Below are 23,763 nucleotides of genomic sequence, written 5' to 3'. Positions count from 1 at the left end.
CACCCTACATTTTGCTACATTTTGCTCATCACCCTGAGAAACGGCGTATTTCATAGCCGCTTACCACTCCGGTAATCCTCCAAAGAAAGAAAGCGGCCGCCCTGCATATCTTCCTGACCGCGTCTAATGGCCTCTAAATCATCGGGGGATAGATATTGATCATCATTCTCTTGATCGGCAATTCTGGCATAGAGGATATCCAAGAGATTGATTAAAAGATCGCCATCCGGCCCTTGTGCTACTGCTTGAAATTTATTAAGTAATTCGATATTCAAGACGCTTTTCATAATAATTGCCTCCTTTGGCGAATGTTACCCCGAGATCCGCAACCTTGCCAGCATCTTTTCCACGGCCGGGTCGCCTGGCTGGCCGCCCAGCATCAGGCGCAGGCCGGAAATGGCCCAGCGGTTGGCGTCGGGGCCGAACCTCAGGGTGCGGGAGAGGAGATAAGCGGCCTCTTCCCGGCTGCAATTGGCCACCCGCCGGGCAATCAATTCCACCCGATCCAGTTCTTTCAGGCGCACCTGTAATCGGAAGATCAGTCCCAATTTCGCTCCGGCCTCTTCATCCAAAGGCAGGCTGAGCCGCAGCCGCAGGCCCTCGTTGGACAGAAAGCGGTGCAATTCCAGCGGAACATCCGCCTTATCCCGGACTTTCGCCACCAGATGACGGATGATGGGCAGACAGCGCCGTTGGGCGGCTCCCGCCAGATGACCGATTTCCAACAGTATCTTTCTAGTGGACCCATGGAGCGATGATTGATTTTTGCCATTGCCGTCGCTGATGAATTCACGCCGTTCTTTCACCACCAGGATGGGCACCGGATAATCCTTCCATTCCGCGAGGCGCAGAACAAAAGGATACGTTGTCACCAAAGAGGCCAGGTGCTTCTGGTAATAGGCTAACAGATCGGAATGGTGGTTTGCCATGCGCTTATGTTTCAACCGGAAATGGTCATGTTATGGAATCTTTTTTTCAACTCCTGCACCAGCGGACATGAGTCGTCCGGGTCCTCAATTTCTAAATATATCTCAGAGTCCTGGCCAGGGCTAATAATTCCTCCCAGCACCTCAAAGAATTCCTCGAGCCGCTTCATCCCTTCGGGCGGGATATTTTCCAGAGTCAAGCGCAAGGCGCCGCCGCCGGGAGTTTCATAATCCACCAGTTCCAAAGATTTTATGGTTGATTGGGCTCCCCTGGCATACAGACTGCCCAATCGCCCCAGTAACGGAAAGAAACGGTGCGCCCCGTCAGTTCCGGCTAATTTGAACGCATTCGGTCCTGCCGTCACCCAGCCCTTGACCGCCACAGCCGCCGGAGTGGTTAATACCAGGTCAGGCGTAATGGGCGGCGTTAGCGGAGTTTTGCCTAAATATAAACCCGGCGGTTTTTCCTGCTGATCGGCAACCCCAGGATAAGCCGCCAGTTTGCCATGGCGCAACTGGTCTTTAATAACATCGTAGAGGATTTCCTCCGGGACCTCACCAAAGTTTTTCAGGGTCTCAGCCTGGACGTCTTTAACAGTGACGGCTTCTTTCTCTTCAATCTGGTGAATCACTAAGTGTTCGAGCTTCTTTTTGTCTATAGCCGCCGGCCCCCAGCCCCGCTTCTTGGCCCCGGGCAGGGTAACCAGAGACCAACCTTCCTGGGTGAGGTCTAAATCAAAAGGGAGTTCGCCGGTGTCCCGACTAAAAAATTCTTCCGGTTTTACACTCTCACTACTGGCCAGGCGGAAGAGACACCAAACACCCCGATTGACGCCCGCCCGGATGATCTGCGGCAACAGCGCGGTCTGTTCCAGCACCGGCCAATGCCGTTGGCGGGTAAAATTGTCCTTCACAACGATTAAAGAGCTTGTGTCCTGGTTCTCAAAGAAGAGTTTTCCCAAAGCCAACAAATGCTCCTGGGTAACGGCCGCTTCCGCCGTCAGGAGTTCGCCCTCCGATATTAAGATCCGTTTGATCTCCTCGGCGATGGAAGCCCCACCTTCACCGACGCCGGCCTTGATTTCCCGGCGGATAATCTGTCGGGACGCCGAAGGAAACCACAGTCCATCATATGCCTGAGTCACGGTGGTAACCAAGCCTAATTCTTTTTCCTTGAGTTTTTTATCAAATTCCGCCTCCACCAGCTTGGCGGCGCTGATGCCAAAATTCTCCGGTTGGGCTTTTAGGGTTCGCATCGACAGCACTGTGGCCGCCATTGCCTCCATACGATTGAGCATTTCTTGGGACCGGGTAACCTTTTCCTCCCCCCAAGGTTCGGTGGCCTCTCTTACGGTTTGCGGCAACAGCAGAAAGACAACATTTTGATGAAAGCGAGGTTTGTTGGCACCGGCGGAGAGAATAAAATCTTCGGCTTTAACGTGGTCGGCATCCAGAGACACCACCGCCAGGATCGGCTGTTTATCAGTATCCGGGATATGCTCTGGCAACGTCACATCGTGAACGACGTGGAACACTGACTGGCTGCTGGTAATAATCTTTCGAGCTGTCGCATCCAATAAGCCCTGTATGTGCTCGGTTTTCAAAGAACGACGCACCGCGTTCAAAGTGGTGTTGATGGAAGGGTCTAAACTGGCATAATATCGGCCCTGATGAAAGCGCAAATAAAGGGCGCCATCCTCAATGTCTTCGATCTTATCCAAGGCCATCTTTACCTGTGGCGGGGTCAGACCAGGAAAGGTCACCGCCAGAGTCGCCTCTGCTTCCGTGATGCCGAAAAGATTGGAATTAAGTTGTTCCGTCCGTCCCACCAGACTGTGCAAAAAAACGGTCTTCCAGGTATATTCGTACAAAGGATAACCCAGAGGATGCGGATTCTTCTGATCAGCCATCTGGGCGTAACTCTTTCCTAAAGAAAGACTGGCCGAATCAGGTCCGCCCACGTCGGCATTGAGCACCGGCAAAAGATCGCCGCCTCCCGTCCGTCCCATAATTTCATTAACCACCCCGGGATCGTCAAGGGGAACATGACAGGTATGGATCAGCGGCGTCTCTAGTCTTTTTTGCCACAGACTTCGTATGACTAAAGCCAATACTCGCAGCACTCCTCTGGTGCCCTGAAACGTCTCCACCGTGGCCAGTTTTTCATTCAAAAAACGGATAAACGTGGGATGGAAGGGATAATGCGCCGTGATGAGGTCGTGAAAATCGTGCTGCGAGGCCCGAGGCGGCAGCACCGCCGCATGAGTGCCATACAGTTTAAGGTAGGCTTGGGCCGTTGCCGCCGCCGCTTCGGCATCCACCTGGTCAAATAATCTTTTGGCCAGAATACGGGAAATTTCCCCGGCCTGAATGGGGACCACCGTCGTGGCGTCCCGGGCAATTACACTGCGGATATCTTTCTCCGCTTTTTGCGCCAATTCCCACGCTTGGATCTCATCAACGTCTTCCCCCTTTACCGTCGCAATCAGTTCCCGAAGCTTTTCTGTGTTTTTGGCAAAGGCATCCGCGGCGCTGGCCAGCGTCAGCACCACCGCTACCCCGGCATGCGTTCTGGCATAACTATGGAGGGCCATGAGAAAAGCGGCCAACATTTCGGCCCCGTCCGGTCGGGCGGCCTGTAGCCTGGCGGCATATTGAGCCAGTTCATCCAGCATAATGAGAACCTTGCGCCCCCCGAAGACCTGTTCCAAGAAGTTCCTCCCCGGCGCGGCATAAGACCGGACTTCGGTTTCCCTCTCCCGGTATAAGGCTTCCCCGCCGATCTGAAAGGCCAACTCTCCCCAGAGGGTGTAAGGCGAGAGGACTGCCCCTTGGGGCTGATGAACCGGCAGTTCATCACCGGCTATGCCCACCACCTGTACCTGCCCCGGCGGAGGCAAGATCGTGGGATCAATAATGTCCTGCACCGCATCAACCAGTTCCTGCCCTCGAAAACTTAGATGCGCCAGGGCGATAAGCATGTGGGTCTTTCCACCCCCAAAGGCGGTTTCCAGTCGATGGATCGCCGGCAACGAATTGTCTCCGGCCAATCGTCCCAGGACATCCGCAAGCATCAATTTCAGGCTTTCGGTGGGATAGGTGGCGTCTTTAAAAAATTGCCTGGCGTCAGTATACAGAGAGTGAATAATGCTGCTTTTGCCTCGATAACTGTCCATTACCTGACTGAGATTAGCCGTGAAAATCTCCGGATTAAACGTCCCGGTGAGGATGTCATGGCGAGGCTTGCATGTCTGTAAGATTGATCTCATAGCACTTCTCCTTAACCGGATTAACGCTAACCAGTCTCCATCCAGGAAGTCCTTTTTTTGGGCTTATCCATTGTAGAGGCAGGGTAACCCCACTTCCACAAACAAGATTTCCGCTTTTCCCTTTGTGCTGCAAGGGGCACCGCCACAGTTTCCGGATGAACACTAACTAGTTAATATTTTAGCAATTAAAAGTGACGTTTTCCTAACATCATTATCATATTCTACCGAATCATATCCTGCCGAGGCTTTTTTTTAAACGTATATCAGTCAAATGCTAGACGGGTTAAAAACTCCTTCGCTCTGCTTCTAATGAGATTGATGCTGGCGGCGCCCCCAGGCCTTGCGCAGCTCATCGGCCAGCAGCATTACTGGGGGAAAGCTGAGAAGGAACATTAAGTCCTTTCCGGTGAGGGGAGCGGTGCCGAAGATACCCTGTAGAAGGGGTAGGTAGCTCAAGGCCAGGAGAATAAGGACCTCACTGACGATGCCGCCGATGAGCAGCCGGTTGGAAAACAGGCCTACTTTAAAGACGGATTCCCGGTCGGTGCGAATAGCCAGGCCATTGCCGATCTGGGAGGCGATAATCCCTGCCAGGCACATAGTAGTGGCGCGTTCGTAGAGGGGACCGCTGGCCGCCATCTCTAATCCCGGCCGCCAACCGGCCGACAGGTACACAAAGAAAAAGGCACAGAGGGCGGCGGCGGCGTTCAACAGCCCTAAAAAGGTGAAGCGCCGGGCCAGGGGCCAATCTATGAGGCGATCCCGGCGGGAACGGGGCGGACGGTTCATGATCCCCGGCTCCGGCGGTTCGACCCCCAGGGCCAGACCTGGCAGGAGGTCGGTCCCCAGATCCACCGCCAGGATTTGCATGATATTTAAAGGCAGCGGGATGCCAAGAAGCACGAACAGGACAAAGGGCACCGCCTCTGGAATATTGCTGTTGAAAATGTAAGTGATGAACTTCTTGATATTGGCATAAACGGCTCGCCCCTCTTCAATGGCAGCGACAATGGTAGCGAAGTTATCGTCCGTCAGTACGATACTGGCGGCCTCTTTGCTCACCTCGGTGCCCCGCTGGCCCATGGCCACCCCGATGTCCGCAGCCTTCAAAGCCGGGCCGTCATTAACCCCATCGCCGGTAACGGCTACAATCTCCCCCAGATTGAGCAGGGCCACAACGATTCGAAGTTTCTCCTGCGGGGAGATACGGGCAAACACCTTGTCGCCACTTCGCTTGAGCAACCCTCGGAGTTGGACTTCGGACAGGCGGGAGACTTCCTCACCGGTGAGAATGGCAGCTTTCCCCAGTCGCATACCGATCTCGGAAGCCACGGCGCCGGCGGTGCCGCCAAAATCTCCCGTGATCATCACAATGCGGATGCCAGCCTTATGACACCTGTCAATAGCTTCTGAAACCTCCGGCCGCGGCGGGTCCTCCATCCCGGTTATTGCCAGAAAGGAAAGGTTGCTCTCGGCTTCTTCCAGACCCAGATCCAAGGTTTCCACCGGTTTGTAGGCCAGGGTCAGGAGCCGGAGACCCTTTTGGGCCATCTCGCTTAATTCCTGACTCAGCCTGGCCCTATCCTGTTGGGTGAGCGGGCGGGTCTGCCCATCCCATTCAGTTATGGTGGTGCACAGGGGGATCACCGATTCCGGGGCCCCTTTCACCCAGCAACTCACCCCGCCGTCTGGCGCAGCGTGGAGGACGCTCATACGCTTGCGGACAGACTCAAACGGAAAGACCTTGAGGCGCGGCTGGCTGCGGCGGATTGCTTCAAAATCCTTTCCGATCTTGGCAGCCAGTACCAAAAGGGCGGCCTCGGTGGGGTCACCCGATACCTTCTCGTCCCCGGCGCTAAGCGAAGCGTTATTGCACAGGATGGCGCAATGGCTGATCCTGGTCAGGAGCGGCGATCCGAGCTTAGGAGGAGAAAGGGGACTGTTGTCTTGTTCCAGTCTTCCAGGAAGTTTAAAGCCGCTGCCGGTAACGGTTAAATGGTTGCCTGCCAGCCAGAGATGGGCCACCATAACCTCGTTGGTGGTGAGGGTGCCGGTTTTGTCGGTGCAGATAACCGTGGCCGCCCCCAGCGTTTCCACCGCTGACAGTCTTTTGACCAGGGCATTCTTACGGGCCATGCGCTGCACGCCCATAGCCAGGGCCAGGGTGAGGGTGGGCAGCAATCCCTCGGGTACGAAGGCGACGATCAGGCCGATGGCAAAGATCAGGCTGTTAAAGAAGGCGAGTTTGCCGGTCAGAACCGCCACCAGAAAAAAAAGCAGGCCAATGGTGACAGCCACTACCGCCTGAACTTTGACTACAAACTGCATCTCCCGCTGCAAGGGGCTGGGTTTTTCCTTCACTTCCTGGGTAAGGGCAGCGATGTTGCCCAACTGGGTGTCCATACCGGTGGCTAACACCACCCCGCGGGCGACGCCGGAGAGGGCAGCGGTACCGGCAAAAACCAGGTTGGGCATCTCGGTCCAGAGAAATTCCTGGCCATCCTCCACGGACTCCGCAGTTTTATAGGCCGGACGCGACTCTCCGGTCAGGGCGCTGTTGTCCACCCGGAAATCCTGGGCTTCGATGAGCCGGGAATCCGCCGGAACCTGGTCTCCCGCTTCCAGAACAATGATGTCACCCGGGACGAGTTCGGCTGCCTCCACTTCCCTGACCTCCCCACCCCTGCAAACCCGAGTCCTGGAGGGAAGCAATTTTCCCAGGACCTCGATGGCCTTCTCAGCTCGATATTCCTGCCAGAAACTGAAAATGGCATTGATCAGAATCACCAGAGGTATAGCCGCAGCCAACTCCTTTATCCCCGCCAGGTAGGCAAAGCCGGATGCGGCCCAGAGCAGGATAGCAAAAAGATTGACGAAATTAGTTCCAAAACGCAGGAAGAGAGGGCGGCGGCGGACTCGGGCGATGCGATTGGGACCGATTTCTTCCAGACGGTGCCGGGCTTCCTCCGGGGAAAGACCTTGGAAGCCGGTGGTGAGTTCCTTCAGGATTTCTTCCCGGGACAACACCCAGTAATTTTCGTAGCCTGATTCTTCCTCACGCCTGATGGCCCGCCAGATCTCCGTGGCGCTCTCTTTGGCCATCAATTCCTCGCGTAAGCGGCGGTTGCGCAACAGGGCAGTGAGCCTGGCAAGCAGTTGGAAGTGGGAACCGCTTTCTTTCAGGGGCGTGATCAGCACCGCCAGCACTTGACAGCTCTGCCCGTTCAATCCAACCCCCGCGGGAGACAGGACCAGTATTAGAAGTGTTTGCGCCACGGCCTCGGAAAGGTTATGAAGAATCGCCAGACCTTCGCCCAGATAGCTATGGAGCAGGTGCAATTCCTCTTCTTCGAAGGTCCCGGAATCGACCGCAAGTTTCGCTCGTGAGTAGACCAACCTGACGAGAGCCTTGAGTATTTTTTCTGGTGGGGGATTAAAATTCAGCTCGATATTTTCCGGCAATAAAAGCTTATGAACTAACATGGCTTCATAGAATCAGATAACCCCAAAGAGGACTGGGATATGGTTAAGGCGGAAAGATGTATCGTGAAACGTGCCGGTAGATATCCGAGAAGGATGAGTTGGATGTATTTGTATATCAGCATTAGGGATATGTGTTCCAACATAACCCGATTCTCAAGATATTGCAACAGTTCAGTTTTCTGAGGATTTAGGTACGCTACTATGTTTACCCCCTTTATCCCCCTATAAACGGGGGGGGGAAAGTTCCCTCCCGTTTACGGGGGGGGGAGGTAGGGTCAATACTGTTGAGTTAAGATTGTCATTCTGAACGGAGCTAAGCGGAGTAAAGAATATAACCTGCTATATTCCATGAGATTCTTCGCCGCCGGAGGCAGCTCAGAATGACCGAAGAAAAGTTGGCAGTCTTATTTCAACGGCATTGAGGGTTAGGGTGGGGTTGTCTTTCATATTTTCCTCAACCCGCTGCATTGTTATTTAATTATATAATGGCTCTAGAAGATGTGTTATATCTAATAAATTGATGAACTTGCGTTTTTTAAGGAATTATTGCAGCAATCCCGAACTATTTCTGTGCGGATTGACGTTGCAGATGAATGATAGTCAAGGAATGTGGGGGAAAATGATATTGAAAATTCTCGGCCACGTGGGAATAATCCCGAGTCTGCACCCTTACCCGACATGGTTCTCTTTCATTATGGGCGGCAGGAGAGTCTCCGTGGCAGGATTGAACCGTGGCAAGGGGTAGTGGCTGATACTCCCGGATGGTGATGTCGGCCTCCAGGCCGCTGACCAGGGAACGATTCAAGACCGCAAGAGCCAGGTGCCCCTGCAGGTCAAGGGTAGCCATAGCTTGTAGCTCGGGAACCGCCAACAAAGGACCGACGTTGCCCAGCCGTCCGATGGCTAACGTCGGGCAGGTCACCTGAACCGGCAAAATCCAGTTCCCTAAGGAATTCCGGAGTAGTTGCTGGGCCCAGAAATGCGGCCGCAAGGTTCTGGATTCAGTGTTAAAATCAAAGCGAATGGCTGCGGTTGGGTTATTGCCATGAATATTCCAGGCCGCCGCCAGGTCAACCCCGAGGTCCGATCCCTCGGTCATGAGCCCCATGAGCAGATCGGCGTCATACAATGCCCGAGCCAGATTTGCATAATCGCCTCCGGATTTTGATTCCGCCGGCCACACCCCGTATTCGGACACGACAATTGGAATCGTCTCCGAAGGCCCATAGATCGTATCGATCAAACGCCGGATTTCCTTCAGATCGGCCATCGCTTGCGAGGCCGCTCCCATCACGGCCATGAACCAGCACTGACTCTGGTAAGAATGCGGACAGGCCGAGGCGCTGGGATAATAGAGATGCACCGACAGAAAATCGAGATGGTTTTTTGCCCCTTGTAGGATAGTTTCATTCCAGGGTAATTCCTGGTCGGCATCCCCCCGGCCATGAGGCTCGGCCAATCCCACCGCTCCGATTTTTATTGTGGGGTCCACGGTTTTCATGGCCCGGACAAATTCGAGATAATCTGCCGCATAGGTTTGGGCCGAACAAAAACCTATGGCCTGGCGGTTAAAAACCTCGTTGCCAATCTCCCAATAGGTAACGCCGTATGGCGCCGGTCGCCCCCGAGCCACTCGCAGTCCGGCCCAATACCCGATGGTACGCCAGTCGCGGCCTTCTTCATCAATGCCGAGCAGCCGTTGATCTTCCGGGTTACCGTTCACCAAGGCCACCCAGGCAGCGGCGCGCTTAACTTTTTGGGATAAGGAAACGTAAGTACTCACCCTACCGTCTTTATTCAGGCCACTGCCATAGTTGACCGTGATTATGGGTTCGGCGCCCAGCAATTCGCACAACTGCAGATGCTCCATGATACCATAACTATGAGAATACCATTCCGGCTGGCCCAGGCGCTTTTCCGGACGTACCGAAGCGCCGGGAGGGTGCGTCGCCTTGAGGCCGACTACACCCCTCAAGAGAACCCCATCCTGAAAACTGAAGCATCCGAGATCCCCGTATTTACCATCGTGGCGATCCAGTATCCGGATATTCCGCACGCCGGTCCAATCCGGCTCGGCTTCGAGAGCAATATCAGTATCCTGCGGAGTTACCAGGGATGTATTGGACACCCCCAAACCATCTTCCCAGATATAAAGGTCGGAAATATCGCCCCCCGGGAACCGCAGGACCGAAGGTTGAAGCATCTTGATCAGGCATTCCGCCTCGGTCTCGAGATAATTCCGCCTGGCATCCCACATACCGTTGCCGGCAAACAGGACATTATGGCCAAACAACTTCTGGTTAATTATCTTCTTCGGGTCAACCGCTGCCGATACGATGATCTGTGCCTGAGTGCCGCCATGAACCGGACTGGCAGTCAACCACACCACCACCAGCATGATCAAATTTCGGCAGACAATCCGATAAAGCCGCAATAATTTCATCCCGACACCTGCAGCATCCGCCTCCTCCGGTCAAAGCGCGCCGCCACCGCCTCACCATTGATCGCAACCGGAAGTTCAATCGGACAGAAGAGCTCGAGGGGCAAGGGAACATCTCCATATATCGTAATGCCCCCCTTTTCTCGATTCACCAACAAACCGCCGCTTTCCCGTGGAAGTGAGAGCGTTAGGCTGTTCTTTCGGCTGACGGCTGCGCCGCCTGAAAGAATCATCGCTTCGCAATCCGGCGTTTGCTGGCAGACTAATACCCGCCCCGTGGCTGACCAAGGCGGATAGTCCAACACCGCCGCATTATCCGGACTAAACAACGCAATACCTGAGTTTGCCCCTATTTTGGCCTCCAGCGCCCAACTTCCGGCAAGTTCTTTCAACTGCAGGGATATTTTCTTTTTTGTTCTGCCGGGGACGAAAAGTGTGGCGACTAGGAGAGGCAGATTTCCTGTCCCGGAGGATACTAGAACCGGAGCGGGAATTTTCTGGCCTGCCTCTTCCGCCAGCCATCCCAAGGGCGGATCATAGATACCACATCCGACCATTGAGAGTGTTTCGAATGAAGACCGTTGATATATCTGGCATACCTCTCTGTCGCCGATACAGGCCGCAATCTGAGAGGACTTGATTCGCAGCAGGATATCAGGGTGAAAGTGCCAAAGCTCCTCCACCTCATGCCTCCCTTGACCGGTCACAAGATCGATTACCAGCCAACCCATATCCGGCAGGTCCAGAAGAAGGCGCCGGTGCTGAACCGATCCCCCGCAGCGCTGATAACCATCGTGACTGGCGTCAAAAAATCGCAGTCCGCCGCTGAGGATGGCGCTGTTAAGGCGGGGACGGGCGAACCGGCCAGCGCCGAACAGCCCGGGGATGTAGGTCTGATCGCAGCTATCGATAACCATGGTGTTGTGCGCCCGAGTGCCGCGAAATCCCTGCCGCCAATGCAGATCTTGGAAGGAGTAGGTCCCTGGATCAATCAAAATGGGGCGATCCGCTAGATCGAGGGTTATTCCGAGGCAATCAGCGTGGCCATGACCGGGCGCCGCGGCTAATCCGAAATCGCCGCAGTCAAAGATGAGCCGGTTCAACCCGCCACGATAGGGACGGTTCAGAACGGCATATCCCGCCTGCGGCCAGAAATGCGCCGCGGACGGCCGGGAGGCGTTGGTCTGCGGCCAGACGCCGTTCAGGAGCCATATTGTCCTTTCGTTCGGCCCCCCGCCTGAATAACCGTTACCGAGCAAAGTTGCCCCCACCACCTCAAGATCATAGCGCAGCAGGATATCTGATTGAAAACCATCGCCCAGAAGGGGATAGGTGCCATCCGGGCGGCGCAGCCGGGAAAGCGTCAGGACCATCTGGGCGGTGCGTTCCGGAATAATCTCCGGAAGCGACATATTATTCCTGTGGGCCAGAGCAATCATTTCGAGCAGGGCCTCGAGGACCAGACGGTGATAAAAAACCGACAGCTCACAATGGAACCCATCCGATAATACCTGACGCTCAACTTCCTGAGCCAGAAGGTTCACACTTAACTGCTGCCATTGCGCGGCTGCCGGGTATTCCGGCAGTAGTATGCTTAATTGATATAGTCGGATAATTTCGATAAGAAGATGATTATTGGGAGTTTGAAACTCCAAGGTGGTTTCCAGCCAGATGCCGCTGGCCAGGATGGCGCAGAGGGTGCATTCCAAAGCGGCGGCGGGAAAACACGGTGACCGAAGCCCCAAAAAGAGGAGCCAGCTTAAGGTATTAGCCCGCTGCGACACTTCGAAAGGTTCGGACCAGGGTCCGGTGCCGGGGGGATTTGTCTGCCACCAATGGCAGATAGCCTGACCGGCGGCGGCGGCATAGCGTTCTTCCCCGGTGTAATACGATGCCAACAGGGCGTCAACCAGCCAGTCCAGGCGATGCAAGTCCCGGTTCCAGTCCAGGTCGCGGTCAATTGCATACCACCAGTCAAACCCTTCCAAAAAAATTACCGGCTTGCTGCCGCGAAAACGAAAAATCTTCTCGACGGCCTGTCGCTTGGCCCGTTTAATGGTCCGCTGCCTCTGATTGTCCGGAATAGCGTCAATAATCTTGGGAATGTTGTCGAAGTCGAAGTAAAAAGCGGGGTGGCGGCGTTCCCGAAGATATGAGACCGAACTGCCGCTGCTCCGCAACACCTGATCCAACGTTGCCGGAGTGAGGTTTTTAAGGTGGCGCCGTGCCCGCTTTTGACGATGGTTGCCGGCCAGCAATGCCTTAAGGACGTGCAGTTTATAGGGATTGGCCAGAAAACGGCGCCAGCGGCTCATGATGAGACTAAAACTTGGGTGAGGGCCTTTGCCAGACGTTTAGCCTGATGCTCCCAGGTCCACCCTGCCTCGATAGTGCGGCGGGCGTTGGCTCCCAAATACTGGCGAAGTTGGGAATCCCGGATGAGCAGCTTCAATTTCTCGGCCATCCCCACCCAGTCATCCGGCTCATGGAGCATGCCGTTATAGCCGTCCTGCACCACCTCCTTGATCTGTCCCAGGGCCGGCGCTAACACCGCCTTGCCGGCGGCCAGGTATTCCAACAACTTCATAGATGAGCCATAAAAAAGGTAATCGCCCCGGTAGGGACTGACCACGATATCCATCAGACTTAAATACCTGGGGATCAAACCATGAGCCACCAGGCCAACAAACTGAAAGCGCGGCGCCGGCTGGACTGTCTGGTTGAGCCGCTGCAAAGTCTGGGCGGTTTCTCCGCCGCCGACAAACAAGAAGACCACCTCGGGATAGTCATTACATATGGTTTGAGCCAGTTTAACAAAATTATCCAACTGAGCAAAGAACTGAAACGAGCCCACGAACCCGATGACAAGTTTTTTTTGCAGTCCCAGGGCAAGTTGCAGCTCTTGATCAGGAGTTTGCGGCCTGATGCGGTGGTGGTCCACCCCGTTTGGTATAACGGCAAACTTCACTGCCGGGGCGCCATAGCGCATCAGGTAACCCTTTAAGACTTCGGAGATACAGACAACCCGTCGCGCCTGGCGGACTGTAACGCCTTCCAGCCAGCGCCCCAGACAGGGATAGGAATAATACTGCCTTAGGAAGAGGGAGTACTCATATTCCAAAGGCGCTTCACAAAAGAGGACCAGGGGAAGTCCCAACCGACGGGACGAGGACGCCATTGAAATCGTGCCATACGAGCTTACTGCAAGAACCACATCAGGCCGGAATTTCCTTAGATAGTCGAGCTCGCGCCGGTAGAAGGAGATGTTGCGGGCCAACAACCGGGGGACATGGCCATAGCGCCGCAGCCAGCGAATGTTTTTCAGGGTCGGCGGGGCGGCGGTTTCTCCCTGATGATACGCCGCCAGAAATCGCAGGTCCACCTGGTGGCCTAATTGCTCCAACCCCTTTGTTAGGGCCTGAATCTGTACCGCCGCACCCTGGGTCATACCCTGGATGTCGTGATGATAATTAAAGTAGGAGATCCTCATCGATGTCGCTCACCGGAACCCGGCAACCGGTTCGACGCCTGGGTAAGTCTCTGGGAGAGCACCCTCAGGCCAAAAAGCGGCAGACCCACGAGGTAACGCCGCCAGGCCTGGGGCTCCTGCCAGAGCCGATACAGCCATTCAAAGCCGCGTTCTCGCCAGGATCGGGGAAGACGCTTGAGCTCGCCAGACACAATCTTGAACATCCCCCCGCAGGTGATGATCACTTTCACCTGAAGCTGCGGCCGCATAACCTTGGCCCAATACCCTTGGAGCGGGTCTCCCATCCCCACCCAGAGGACATCCGGCTGCGCCGCGTTGATGGCCGCTGCCGTCTGTGGGCTGAAAATATCCGTATAGCCATCATGGGTGCCGACAATCTGTAAACCGGGGAATTGCTGACCGGCCTGGAGTCCGGCCCGCCGCGCCAATCCGGGCTCTCCTCCCAAAAGATAGAATTTCCAGTCTTTTTCGACGGCCAACTGGCACATCTCGGGCCACAGATCGGTGGTGGTGATCTTTGCCGGCAGGTGCCGACCCAATACCCGGGCTGCCAGCCGCAGGGAAGCACCGTCGGCGTATACCGCTTCGGCCCCGGCAACTATCTGCAGGAACTCGCGATCTACGGCTGCAAGGTTTAACGTGTGGGCGTTGACGCCGTAGATATAACTGCAGCCGGAGGCCTGAAGCAGCTCCTGCACCCGGGTCAGGAGAGTTGTCAGGGTGTAGCATCCCACCTCTACACCAAGGATAGAAACCGCAGGTCCTGTCATAGTTCCTCAAACGGGGTTAGGGGGAAGGCGGTTCCCATGCGTCAGTCGATAAAGTTGCTCCCGCCTCAGGTAACGGATGAACTCCTGATCTTGCACCCTTTTGATCTGCTTATTGAAATAACTGGAATAATATCCCCAGATAAAGGCCAGTCCACCGATGATCCAGGGTCGCTCCCACAACCTGAAGAGACCCCGGGCCAGGGCAAAGAGGGGATGGCTGCCGATGACATACGCCCCCCGTCCCCAGATAACCTTGCCCTGAACCGCCCCGAAGGAGGAGCCTTGCAGGCGATGGTGCATAAATACAATGCCGGGATCGCTTATGGTAGTCCAACCATGACGCCGGGCATCGGTCTCATCGAGGATATCCCAGCCATACACAGGCTGCAGACCACCGATATCCACAAAACATTCCCGACGGTAGAACTTGACGGCGCCTGGGACATGATACGTGACATAACGCTCTGATACGAGGCGGCCATCTACCTTAAGAAAGGTAGTGCCTCCCGCTATCCCAACCCTGGAGTCATCAAAATGTTTGAGAATCATCGCAAAACATTCCGGCCCGAACTCCAGATCACAGTCTAATTTAGCAATTACCTCGTAATCGGTCTCACTTAAAACTGCCAATCCGGCCCGGAAGGCGTTGACCACACCGGGTCCAAGCTGCCTCTGGCCGCTCCGTTCCCGGCGGACGGGCCTGATCCAGGGATGCAGGGCGGCATGGCGGGAAATGATCTTGAAGGAGTCATCCTGACTGCCGTCATCCACCACAATCCAGGCAACCGGCCGGATGCTTTGATTGATTACCGAGCGCACCATCCCCTCAAGAAATCTGGCCTCATCCCGGCAGGGACTAATGACTACCAGACGGCGGTTCATACCGGACATTCTCCTTTCCCCCTGATCCGGCGCCACCAGAGGGCGAACACAAGGATCGACCACAACTGGCGGGCGTAGTTGCGCCGGCCACTTACATGGGCGTCAATGAGCAGTTGTATGTAATCGGGGTTAAAATAGCCGCAGGCCGCCACGGTCGCCATCATCTCCTGCTCCCGGGCGTATTCTACCAGGCCTTTTTGCAGCCAGAATTCCAGGGGTGGATTAAATCCCCGTTTGCGCCGCTGTAAAATGCTCGCCGGCAGCCAGGGTTGCAGAGCCCGGCGCAAGATATATTTGGTCTCCAACCCCTTCATTTTGAAAGAGAACGGCAGGCTCAGGGCAAACTCCACCAGGGTATGATCCAGGATAGGAACCCGGACTTCAAGAGAACCGGCCATGCTCATGCGGTCGACTTTGACCAACATGTCCTCCGGAAGATAAATGAGGAGATCCGTTAGGTTGGCTTGGCTGACGGCATCCAGCTCCGGGTGATCTTGGGGTATCCGCCGGACTGCGCTCAAATAAGGAAAGTGGGCCATCTTTTCTTGAAAGGCCGGTGAAAACAGAAGCTGCTGCTCTTCAGGACTGAAAAACGCCACCTTCCGGGTATAACCCTCGAATAAAGGAAAAAAGGAACTCGAAACAATCCGGGCCAGGCGGTCCAGAAAATAGCCGGTTCGAGCTGAACCGCCGTAAGGGAGATGCTTCAGCCATGCCACCCCCAGACGCCGCCAGCTAACGGGAAAAAACTGCAAGAGGCGGTTGAGCTTCATCCCCTGATAGTGTGTATAACCGGCGAACAGCTCATCCCCCCCTTCCCCGCTCAGGGCAACAGTGACGTGGCGCCTGGTCATTAAGGACAGGATGTAGGTAGGAATGATAGTAGCGTCTGCCATCGGTTCGTCCAGGTGCCAGAGCAGTTTCGGCAGGATGCTGGTAGGCCATTCGTTCAGGCGAAAACTCTCGTGCCTGGTTCCCAGGTGTTGGCTCACCTGGAGGGCAAAATCGGTTTCGTCATAGCGCTTGACATCGAAACCGATATTAAAGGAACGAATTTCCTGCACCCCCGCCTGGCCCATGGCAGCCGTCACCGCGCTCGAGTCAAGCCCTCCGGAGAGGAAGACTCCCAAGGGGACATCGGCCACCAACTGCATCTTGACCGCGGCTAGAAGCCGCTGGCGCAATTCGTCAACGGCATCAGCCACAGATTGTTTAGCGTTGGGGATGACTTGAGGATGCCAGTATTTCCTGAGCCTGACGTCACCATCGGCCAAACGCAGCATCTCGGCAGGCTGCAGTTTATGAATATGGGAATAGAAAGTCTCGGACCCTGGGACAAAATGTTGGGAAAAATATTCAAACACCCCGCGGTCGTTGATGGCCGGGTCTAATTGCGGCCAGAGCAGGAGACTTTTGATTTCCGAGGCAAAGGCCAGGGAGCCGTCAATCAGGGAGTAGAACAGAGGCTTGATGCCTAAGCGATCACGGGCCAACAGGAGCCGCCGGGAACGACTGTCCCAGGCGGCGAAGGCGAACATGCCGTTTAAATGGTGCACGACGTCCTCGCCCCATTGCTCAAACCCATGCACAATGACTTCAGTGTCCGAAGCGGTGCGGAAGACATGGCCATAGGTTTGCAGCAGGAGGCGTAATTCTTTGAAATTATAAATCTCCCCGTTAAAAACCACCCAAACGGTCTGATCTTCATTGGTCATCGGTTGCCGACCGCCGCTCAGATCAATGATGCTTAACCGCCGAAAACCCAGACCGACGCCAGGCTCGTAATGGTAGCCCTCATCATCGGGACCGCGATGGCGCAGTACTGAGCTCAGGCGTTGCAGCACCCCCTTTTCCACCGGCTGGCCGTCCCGATTTATGATCCCACAGATGCCGCACATCACCCGCTCCAGTCAGCCCCTTGGGCGGAAAAGTGAAGCTCCTCCCGCCGCAGTTCCAAGTTCCAAGTTAACAAAAAAATATCTTCTGAACAGGTTAGAAAACCTGTGCTACCGGCAAATGATTTTCATGGTTCGCGGGCAACCGATCGGCAGTGAGCATTAGTCGAATAACTCCAGCAAGCTGGCGGCACTGTGATAAATATTAAACTCCCTTTCCACCAGCACCCGCCCCTGGCATGCCATTTTTTGAGCCAGACCAGGATCGGCCAACAGGGTTTTTATGGCTGCGGCCAGCGCCACCGGATCATCTGGCGGCACCAGCAGGCCGGTTTCTTGATGACGCACCAATTCCGGGATACCTGAGACATATGTGGATATCACCGGAATACCCATCGCCATGGCCTCTAACAACACATTGGGAATGCCGTCGCGGTCGTTGTGGCGTACACAACTGGGCATGATCAGGATATCCGTTTCGGCATAATACCCTTTCACCTCCTGAGGCAACCGTTTGCCCAGGAGGGTGACCCTGTCGGATACCTGGCGGGCTTTAATCATCTGCCTTAATCGCGGTAATTCAGGGCCCTCCCCGATGATGCGGCAGTCTACTGCCACTCCCTCATCGCGCAACCGGGCACAGGCTTCAATCAGGGTGTGAAATCCCTTGGTCTCAACCAACCGACCCACTCCCAAAAGCAACGGTATCCGGTTTTTCGGTTGTTCCCGCAGTGGGAAAGCAACCGGATCCAGGCCATAACGGATTACCTCCAGACGGGCCGCCGGCGCTGCCGGAAAATGAGCCTTGAGGTAGTTGACGTTGAAAAAACTGCACGTGGCGGCGAACTTGGCCGCTTTCAGCTTTTCCGGCAACAGCAGCGTGTCAACGAAGACATCATAGGCATGCGCCATGAAACTGAATGGCAGATCGGCCAGGTGAGCCGCCATCAACGCCAGGCTGGCGGGAGAGTTGGCAAAATGCGCGTGGATATGAGTCACCCTCCGGCAATGCAGACTCCAGGCGGCATACGGCGCCGCCACAAAATAGAGCAGGCTCCTGAGGCGGTCCCGCCAGGAAACTCTAACGACCAGGACGTAACGCCAGAAACAACCCCAGTAGCGGCGAGGGTGGACAACCGCGTACCATACCTGCGCCAGCCAGAAGAAGGGACACCTGGGACAGAAAATCGTCGTGACGTTTAGATTGAGACCCCTGGTTTCCGGGTGAACGGCCAACGATTCCGGCGGGTAGAGACTGAAGAGCTCAACCGTCGCTCCTAATCTCACTAGGGCGGCAATCTCGCGTACGACAAAGGTCTCCGACAGAGTGGGCAAAATTCGCCCTACATAGGCGATCACCCGAGGAGGTCTGGAGAGGGCCTTTTTTTTGTCAGCGGAGCACACAGGACATTTCCTTCAATGAAGCGGCTGATTATCCCACGATGCCGGTTTTCATCCGGCGAAACCGCCAGATTTCCTTAAAGCTGGCCAGTTCACCGGCAGTTATCGTCTTGGAAATCAACAATATGAGCATGTACACCACTATGCCGATCGGCACCACCACTCCAAGATACAGGTCCTGCAGCCATAGAACCGAGGCTCCCATGGTTGCCGCCGCCAGGCTGGGGCCCCAAATAAGCCGGATCAGGCCGGCAATGCTCAGATAACGCCTTATAAATCTAAATAATACAATAAAATAGAGTAATTGCGTTGCCAGGGTGGCCAATCCGGCTCCAAGATAACCGAATAACGGAATGAGAAGCAGATTGGCGGTTATATGGATAAGCGCCCCCAACCAGGTCAGTCGCAGCAACCTTTTTTCCCGGTTCCGGGCGATGAGCATATTGTCTCCCAAATAATTCCAGAAGCTGAAAATCAAAGCCAGACTCAGTATTTTAAATACCGCTGCGGTCGGCAAAAAGCTCTCGCCAAAGAGGGATACGGTAAGTTGCGGGGCAAGGCAATACATGCCGACTGCTAACGGCGCTGATAAAATAAATAAATATTTAACCGTAAAGCGCAGCGTGGTTGTGAAGGCGCCGATAGAGGTGCGATAATAGCGGCTCACCACCGGCAGAAAGGCGCCCATCACGGCTGCCGGAATGAGCGTCAGGTTGTCAAACAGACGCAACCCCGCCGATAAATAACCCACAGATGTCTTATCGGCAAAAAAGGACAACATCAAAATCCCCATCTGGTTACTGAAATACAGAGCCGTTACAATACCGGCAAAAGGAGCCGCCTTGATCAGATACTCCCGGAAGCCGTTGCCGAGACCGGCTGTCATGCATCCGGCCCAGTTTTCTGCGGGAAGAGAACCAGATGCGCCCGAAACATTGTTTCTGAAAACCGCCCCCATTCCCCTCCTGGGCTGGCAAGGCACATAAGCAATGCGACGTAAGACCGCCATAGCCAACACCAAGGCCGACAGCACGCATACTAACTGGCCTAAGACAACGGTACTCAGCCCCCAACCGGCGGCAAGGAGATAGACCCCCACCGCCAGATTGAGCAGAGAAAACCAGAGCCGCACCAATACTTCAAACTCCGACCGCTCCAAGGCCCGGAAAAAGGAATCGACATACTCTAAAAAGGAATACGAAAAAACGAAGCAGCCGACCAACAGCACCACGAAGCGCTCGGCTCTGGGAAGGACTAAAAACAACACGAGTGCCAACGCCAGCAGAGCGGTTAAGGACAGAATCAATTTCAGCATACTAATCAGGCGAAAATACTCCCAGGCTGTCCCCTTCTCTCGCCCCACCTCCCGTTGCACCAAACTTTCAAAGCCAAACTTCGGCAACAGGACAAACAGATTGGCCAAAGTACCGGCATAAGCGTATAAGCCCAGCTCCCTGGCGCCCAGATAACGCGCCAACATGACGAAGAAAAACAGTCCTAATACCTTGCTCCCCAGCTCGATGCTAATCAGGAAGACGCCGTTGCGGACCAGGCGGGACGATCTGGAAAAATCATCGGTTAACTCATCAGATGGTTTCAAATGAGGCTCAGACGGACTCAATCACTTCATCCCGGGCGCCAAAACGGCCCAGGGCCGCCGCCACACCGAACATAAACCAGAGTGTCGAGAAATGGGTCCAGTTGGCATAATCAAATTGACCATGAATGAAGAAGGCTATCAGCCCCAGCAATACCCCGAGGCTCAGACATCGGACAAATGAGTCTGGCGATCTGAGGGATGGCCAGAGGGCTTTAACTACGGCGAAAGTAAAGACAACGACCCATATCAAACCCACCAAACCTATTTCGCTGGCGATAAACAGATATAAATTGTGAGCCGGTGCCTGCCAGTAGGCCATGATCTGTTGCGGGGTGTTGTCGAATTCCGGCGCCGCTTCGCAATAATTGTTCAAACCGACGCCGAAGAGGGGATTGGCCCGGATAACATTTATTGCCACCAGAAGATGAGGAATGCGCCCGTAGGCAGTACCGTAATCGTGTTGAAAAAGTCGCCTTTCGATCGGATTGGAAGTTCCCAGAATCAGTCCCGAGGCCACCACTAATACTAACACCACATAAACCACGGCTTGGGCTAGCCCAAAGCGACGGAAGAAGTGAATCAGCAACAGGGTAATGCTGGCGAGACCGACCGCCAGGATGCCGCCACGCGACAGGGTAGCGGTTAATCCCGCCAGCCCAGCAGTAAAAGCCAGCAACAACAGGAACTTCCGCCCGAATTTCATGGGGTGGAAAAGCAGGCTGAAGGTTAAAGGCAGGGTTAAATCAAAAAACAAGGCCAGAGAATTGGGATGACCCAGAGTACCCCCGGCTCGGGAGAGCGCCGCCAGACTGGTGTAATCCCTTAATGCCTTCGTAGCCCCGAAAAAATCCAAACCGAGATTGGAATCGGTCAGATACTGCAGTAAGGCAAGAATCCCCTGGACGGCGACATTTATCACTGTTACCACGGCGACTAAGACCAACTCCTGCCTTTTCCGCACCTGATTGGCGACGTATATATAGAGCAGCACCGATGAGAAGAGCGCCCAGAGATCAAAAACTCCATACAGCCGGTTCGATGAGAACCACACGGAGACAGCACAGGAACACCACAAAAAGGCAAGGGCCAATAGTCCAGGGGAAGCAATGTCCGGGGACTCCCTCCCCTCAATAGCCCGCATTATCCAGATGAGATAAAGGACACAGAGCGGAATGGTAAACAGAATGACCTGAAAGCCATAGGTTGAGTGGCTGACGGCGCTCGGCTGATAATAAAGATTTATGTCTATAATTATAGGGAGGGAAATTACTAGGATAATAAGCGAGAATTGCTTCTTGTCATGAAAAGCTAAAGAAATGAAACCGATAAGCAGGCCTAAAAATAAAACGGTGAACCAGGCAAACTCCAACTCCGAAATCGCCAAAAAAACAGCCCCGAGGATCATTCCCAACCAGAACTGCCATCGTCCGGAAAACTGCCGAAAACCCGTTAATTTCTGACCTAACACCGAGTCCATACTAGAGTTCGGGAATAGAAGCGCATACCGGCAGATTCAGGTAGCGCTCCACGTCTTCCGGCAGGTTTATGGTATCGTCCCAATAGGTCAGGAAAAAGGCGACGCTTAAACTCACTACCACTGACAGAACCAGTCCCAGAATGGTGTTCAACACCAGATTGGGACTCACCGGCTTCAAAGGAGTGGCGGCGAAACTGACCACCTTGACGTTATCCAGGCGCTCGTCAGTATTTTGGGCAATAAGACTGTCTTGATATTTTTTCCACAGGATTGCCAGAGTCTCTTGTTTCGTATCGATTTCTCTGTTGAGATTGCTCAGCGCCACTTCTTGGGCCGGAAGCCGTTCAATCTCCTTCTTGAGCGAGGCAACCGTTTCCTCCACTGCCTGTTTTTCGGCTTCGAGGGCTTTGAGTTTGGCCAACTCCCGGTCCAAGATCTGATTCACCTGCTGGCGTATCTGTTTATCCAACTCTTTGATCTGAGATGACGCGGTCTCAACCTGCCGGCTGGCGCCAGTGTAGCGCTGATTGACCGAATTCAATTGATATTGCATATTAATAAGCTTGTTCTCCAGATCCTGCACCTGGACATCTTGGGCAATTTCCGGTAGTGGAATTAACAGCTTCGGATTCGTTCGGCGCAGATCCTGAATCTTTTCAATCTTCGCTTTAATGTTAATAATTTCCTTCTGAATGCTGGTGCGCGCCGTCTCATAGGTATCTAACTGCTTCAAAATCAGCCGGCTCTGCTCCTCAAACGCCAGGAGGCCGGTTTTCTCCTTAAGTTGAACGAGCTGGTCCTGCAATTTTTTCAAATCTGCCTTGACGATGTCGATCTGTTCGGCGAAAAATGAACACTGCGCCTTATTTAAATTGATCATCATGTGTTGCCGGAGATAATCCGAGGTCACCGTATTGACCACTTTCTTTGCCATGACCGGATCCCGGTCGCGATATTTCAGGCGAACAATCTGAGATTCAGCAGCAGGCTCGGCTCTTAAAGCTTTCTGTAATTTCAACACCGCCATTTCAATGGCCTGCTCCTCCGTCGGAGCGGAAACGAGACCGATTTTCGTCAAAACCCAGGTAAAGGCGCTGCGGACCTTCCGTATAATGGTGCGCACGGTTCCGAAAAAGCCGGTTTCCTGAATGATCGGCCGGTCATACAGCTTGAGTGTTTTGACCACCTTTTCCATCACCGGACGGCTTTTGACGATCTCGATTTCGGTATTCACCTCCTCCTTGGGGTTCATCATCACCGTACGGCTGCTGTCGGCCCGCGGCAAGGGCATCAGGATTTCCTGATTGATCCGACCCTGCACCATCACCGCCGTCGCCGCTTCGTAGGTAGGTGGCAGAAAGAGACTCCCCAAAATGATCGTCAGCAGCATGATGAGAATGAGGTGCAGGATCATTTTTTGCCGTTTGAAAAGGCTAAAGATAAGCAGACGTCCGGTAATTTTTACATCCATAGTACGATCTCCATCATGCTAACCACCTGCCTCCGATGCCATTAATCCCAAAATTCCCGCCGCGGATACGGTAAGGCGTCTCTCCATAAAACGATTTGCGTCGGCGCCATAGTGAAGAGAAATTTCTTACTCAGCCTAAAGGTCTGCTCTATGGACGAGATCTGAATATCCAACAGACCATGCGGAGGAACGTAGCAGTACTGGATGATATCCGGTTTGAGTATGGCCCCAAAAATCGGTTCTCGATATTTATCTGCATACGTCGCTGTGATCCTGATCCGCCATTGACCGTGCACCGGAGGAGCCTCCAGCCAGAACCAGACAGTTTCCACATTACCCAGTAGGATCTGAAACCTGGCTTCCTTGCGGTTCGACAACCGCATGGCATGCGGTGACCGCACAATCCGGATACGCTGCTCGGGCGCCGCGTCGGCTCTGACTTCCACGGGAACGTGGTTGGCCAAACCATAGTAGCCTCCCCCGATCTGGTCGGCAAAATCAGGCAAGGCGACATTAATCACGCCGGGCGGCAGATTCATCTCCTGCGGCGGCAGCCAATCCTGCCCCCAGCAACAGACTGCCGTCAGGCCTAAGCCACACAGGCAGCCTAACAATCCTTTCCCGATCCGGCTCAATTGATACATAGAAAATAAAGTTTC

The 23,763-nt window shown here is 54.4% G+C and carries 15 protein-coding genes; all 15 read right to left on the bottom strand.

The annotated features are described in order from the left end of the window. Positions 1 to 50: 50 nt before the first annotated feature. Positions 51 to 287: a hypothetical protein gene (locus DESAC_RS06710; protein ID WP_013706313.1), complete on the bottom strand. Its 237-nt coding sequence runs from the start codon at positions 285 to 287 to the stop codon at positions 51 to 53. A gap of 24 nt (positions 288 to 311) precedes the next feature. Beyond that, the gene (locus tag DESAC_RS06705) at positions 312 to 929 is read right to left on the bottom strand and encodes a DUF7680 family protein (RefSeq protein WP_013706312.1); all 618 of its coding nucleotides are present in this window, start codon (positions 927 to 929) and stop codon (positions 312 to 314) included. 11 nt (positions 930 to 940) lie between these two features. Further along, positions 941 to 4,195, bottom strand: a complete 3,255-nt coding sequence (locus DESAC_RS06700) for an ATP-binding protein (RefSeq protein WP_013706311.1) — start codon at positions 4,193 to 4,195, stop codon at positions 941 to 943. Positions 4,196 to 4,501: 306 nt separating this feature from the next. Next, positions 4,502 to 7,678, bottom strand: coding sequence for a cation-translocating P-type ATPase (locus DESAC_RS06695; RefSeq protein WP_013706310.1), 3,177 nt, complete (start codon positions 7,676 to 7,678; stop codon positions 4,502 to 4,504). 562 nt (positions 7,679 to 8,240) lie between these two features. Next, positions 8,241 to 10,121, bottom strand: a complete 1,881-nt coding sequence (locus tag DESAC_RS06690) for an alpha-L-arabinofuranosidase family protein (protein ID WP_013706309.1) — start codon at positions 10,119 to 10,121, stop codon at positions 8,241 to 8,243. Then, the gene (locus DESAC_RS15180; protein WP_013706308.1) at positions 10,118 to 12,433 is read right to left on the bottom strand and encodes an alginate lyase family protein; all 2,316 of its coding nucleotides are present in this window, start codon (positions 12,431 to 12,433) and stop codon (positions 10,118 to 10,120) included. The genes DESAC_RS06690 and DESAC_RS15180 overlap by 4 nt, the downstream gene beginning before the upstream one ends. After that, positions 12,430 to 13,608: a glycosyltransferase family 4 protein gene (locus tag DESAC_RS06660; protein ID WP_013706307.1), complete on the bottom strand. Its 1,179-nt coding sequence runs from the start codon at positions 13,606 to 13,608 to the stop codon at positions 12,430 to 12,432. The genes DESAC_RS15180 and DESAC_RS06660 overlap by 4 nt, the downstream gene beginning before the upstream one ends. Then, positions 13,605 to 14,378, bottom strand: coding sequence for a WecB/TagA/CpsF family glycosyltransferase (locus tag DESAC_RS06655; RefSeq protein WP_013706306.1), 774 nt, complete (start codon positions 14,376 to 14,378; stop codon positions 13,605 to 13,607). The genes DESAC_RS06660 and DESAC_RS06655 overlap by 4 nt, the downstream gene beginning before the upstream one ends. A gap of 6 nt (positions 14,379 to 14,384) precedes the next feature. After that, positions 14,385 to 15,260, bottom strand: a complete 876-nt coding sequence (locus DESAC_RS06650; RefSeq protein WP_013706305.1) for a glycosyltransferase family 2 protein — start codon at positions 15,258 to 15,260, stop codon at positions 14,385 to 14,387. After that, positions 15,257 to 17,158: an asparagine synthase (glutamine-hydrolyzing) gene (gene asnB, locus DESAC_RS06645; protein WP_013706304.1), complete on the bottom strand. Its 1,902-nt coding sequence runs from the start codon at positions 17,156 to 17,158 to the stop codon at positions 15,257 to 15,259. The genes DESAC_RS06650 and asnB overlap by 4 nt, the downstream gene beginning before the upstream one ends. A 159-nt stretch (positions 17,159 to 17,317) precedes the next feature. Then, a complete protein-coding gene (locus tag DESAC_RS06640) occupies positions 17,318 to 18,559 on the bottom strand; it encodes a glycosyltransferase family 4 protein (RefSeq protein WP_013706303.1) in 1,242 nt (413 codons plus the stop codon). Positions 18,560 to 18,587: 28 nt separating this feature from the next. Next, positions 18,588 to 20,156, bottom strand: coding sequence for a flippase (locus DESAC_RS06635; RefSeq protein ID WP_013706302.1), 1,569 nt, complete (start codon positions 20,154 to 20,156; stop codon positions 18,588 to 18,590). A 7-nt stretch (positions 20,157 to 20,163) separates the two neighbouring features. Beyond that, on the bottom strand, positions 20,164 to 21,633 hold the full coding sequence (locus tag DESAC_RS06630) for an O-antigen ligase family protein (RefSeq protein WP_013706301.1): 1,470 nt from the start codon (positions 21,631 to 21,633) through the stop codon (positions 20,164 to 20,166). A 1-nt stretch (position 21,634) separates the two neighbouring features. Next, positions 21,635 to 23,104: a GumC family protein gene (locus tag DESAC_RS06625; protein WP_013706300.1), complete on the bottom strand. Its 1,470-nt coding sequence runs from the start codon at positions 23,102 to 23,104 to the stop codon at positions 21,635 to 21,637. Positions 23,105 to 23,145: 41 nt separating this feature from the next. Continuing rightward, positions 23,146 to 23,748 (bottom strand): hypothetical protein, encoded by a 603-nt coding sequence (locus tag DESAC_RS06620; RefSeq protein ID WP_013706299.1) that lies wholly within the window; start codon positions 23,746 to 23,748, stop codon positions 23,146 to 23,148. Positions 23,749 to 23,763: the final 15 nt, after the last annotated feature.

This window comes from Desulfobacca acetoxidans DSM 11109, from assembly GCF_000195295.1.
GTDB lineage: Bacteria > Desulfobacterota > Desulfobaccia > Desulfobaccales > Desulfobaccaceae > Desulfobacca > Desulfobacca acetoxidans.
This window is presented reverse-complemented; position numbering and strand designations above follow the sequence as displayed.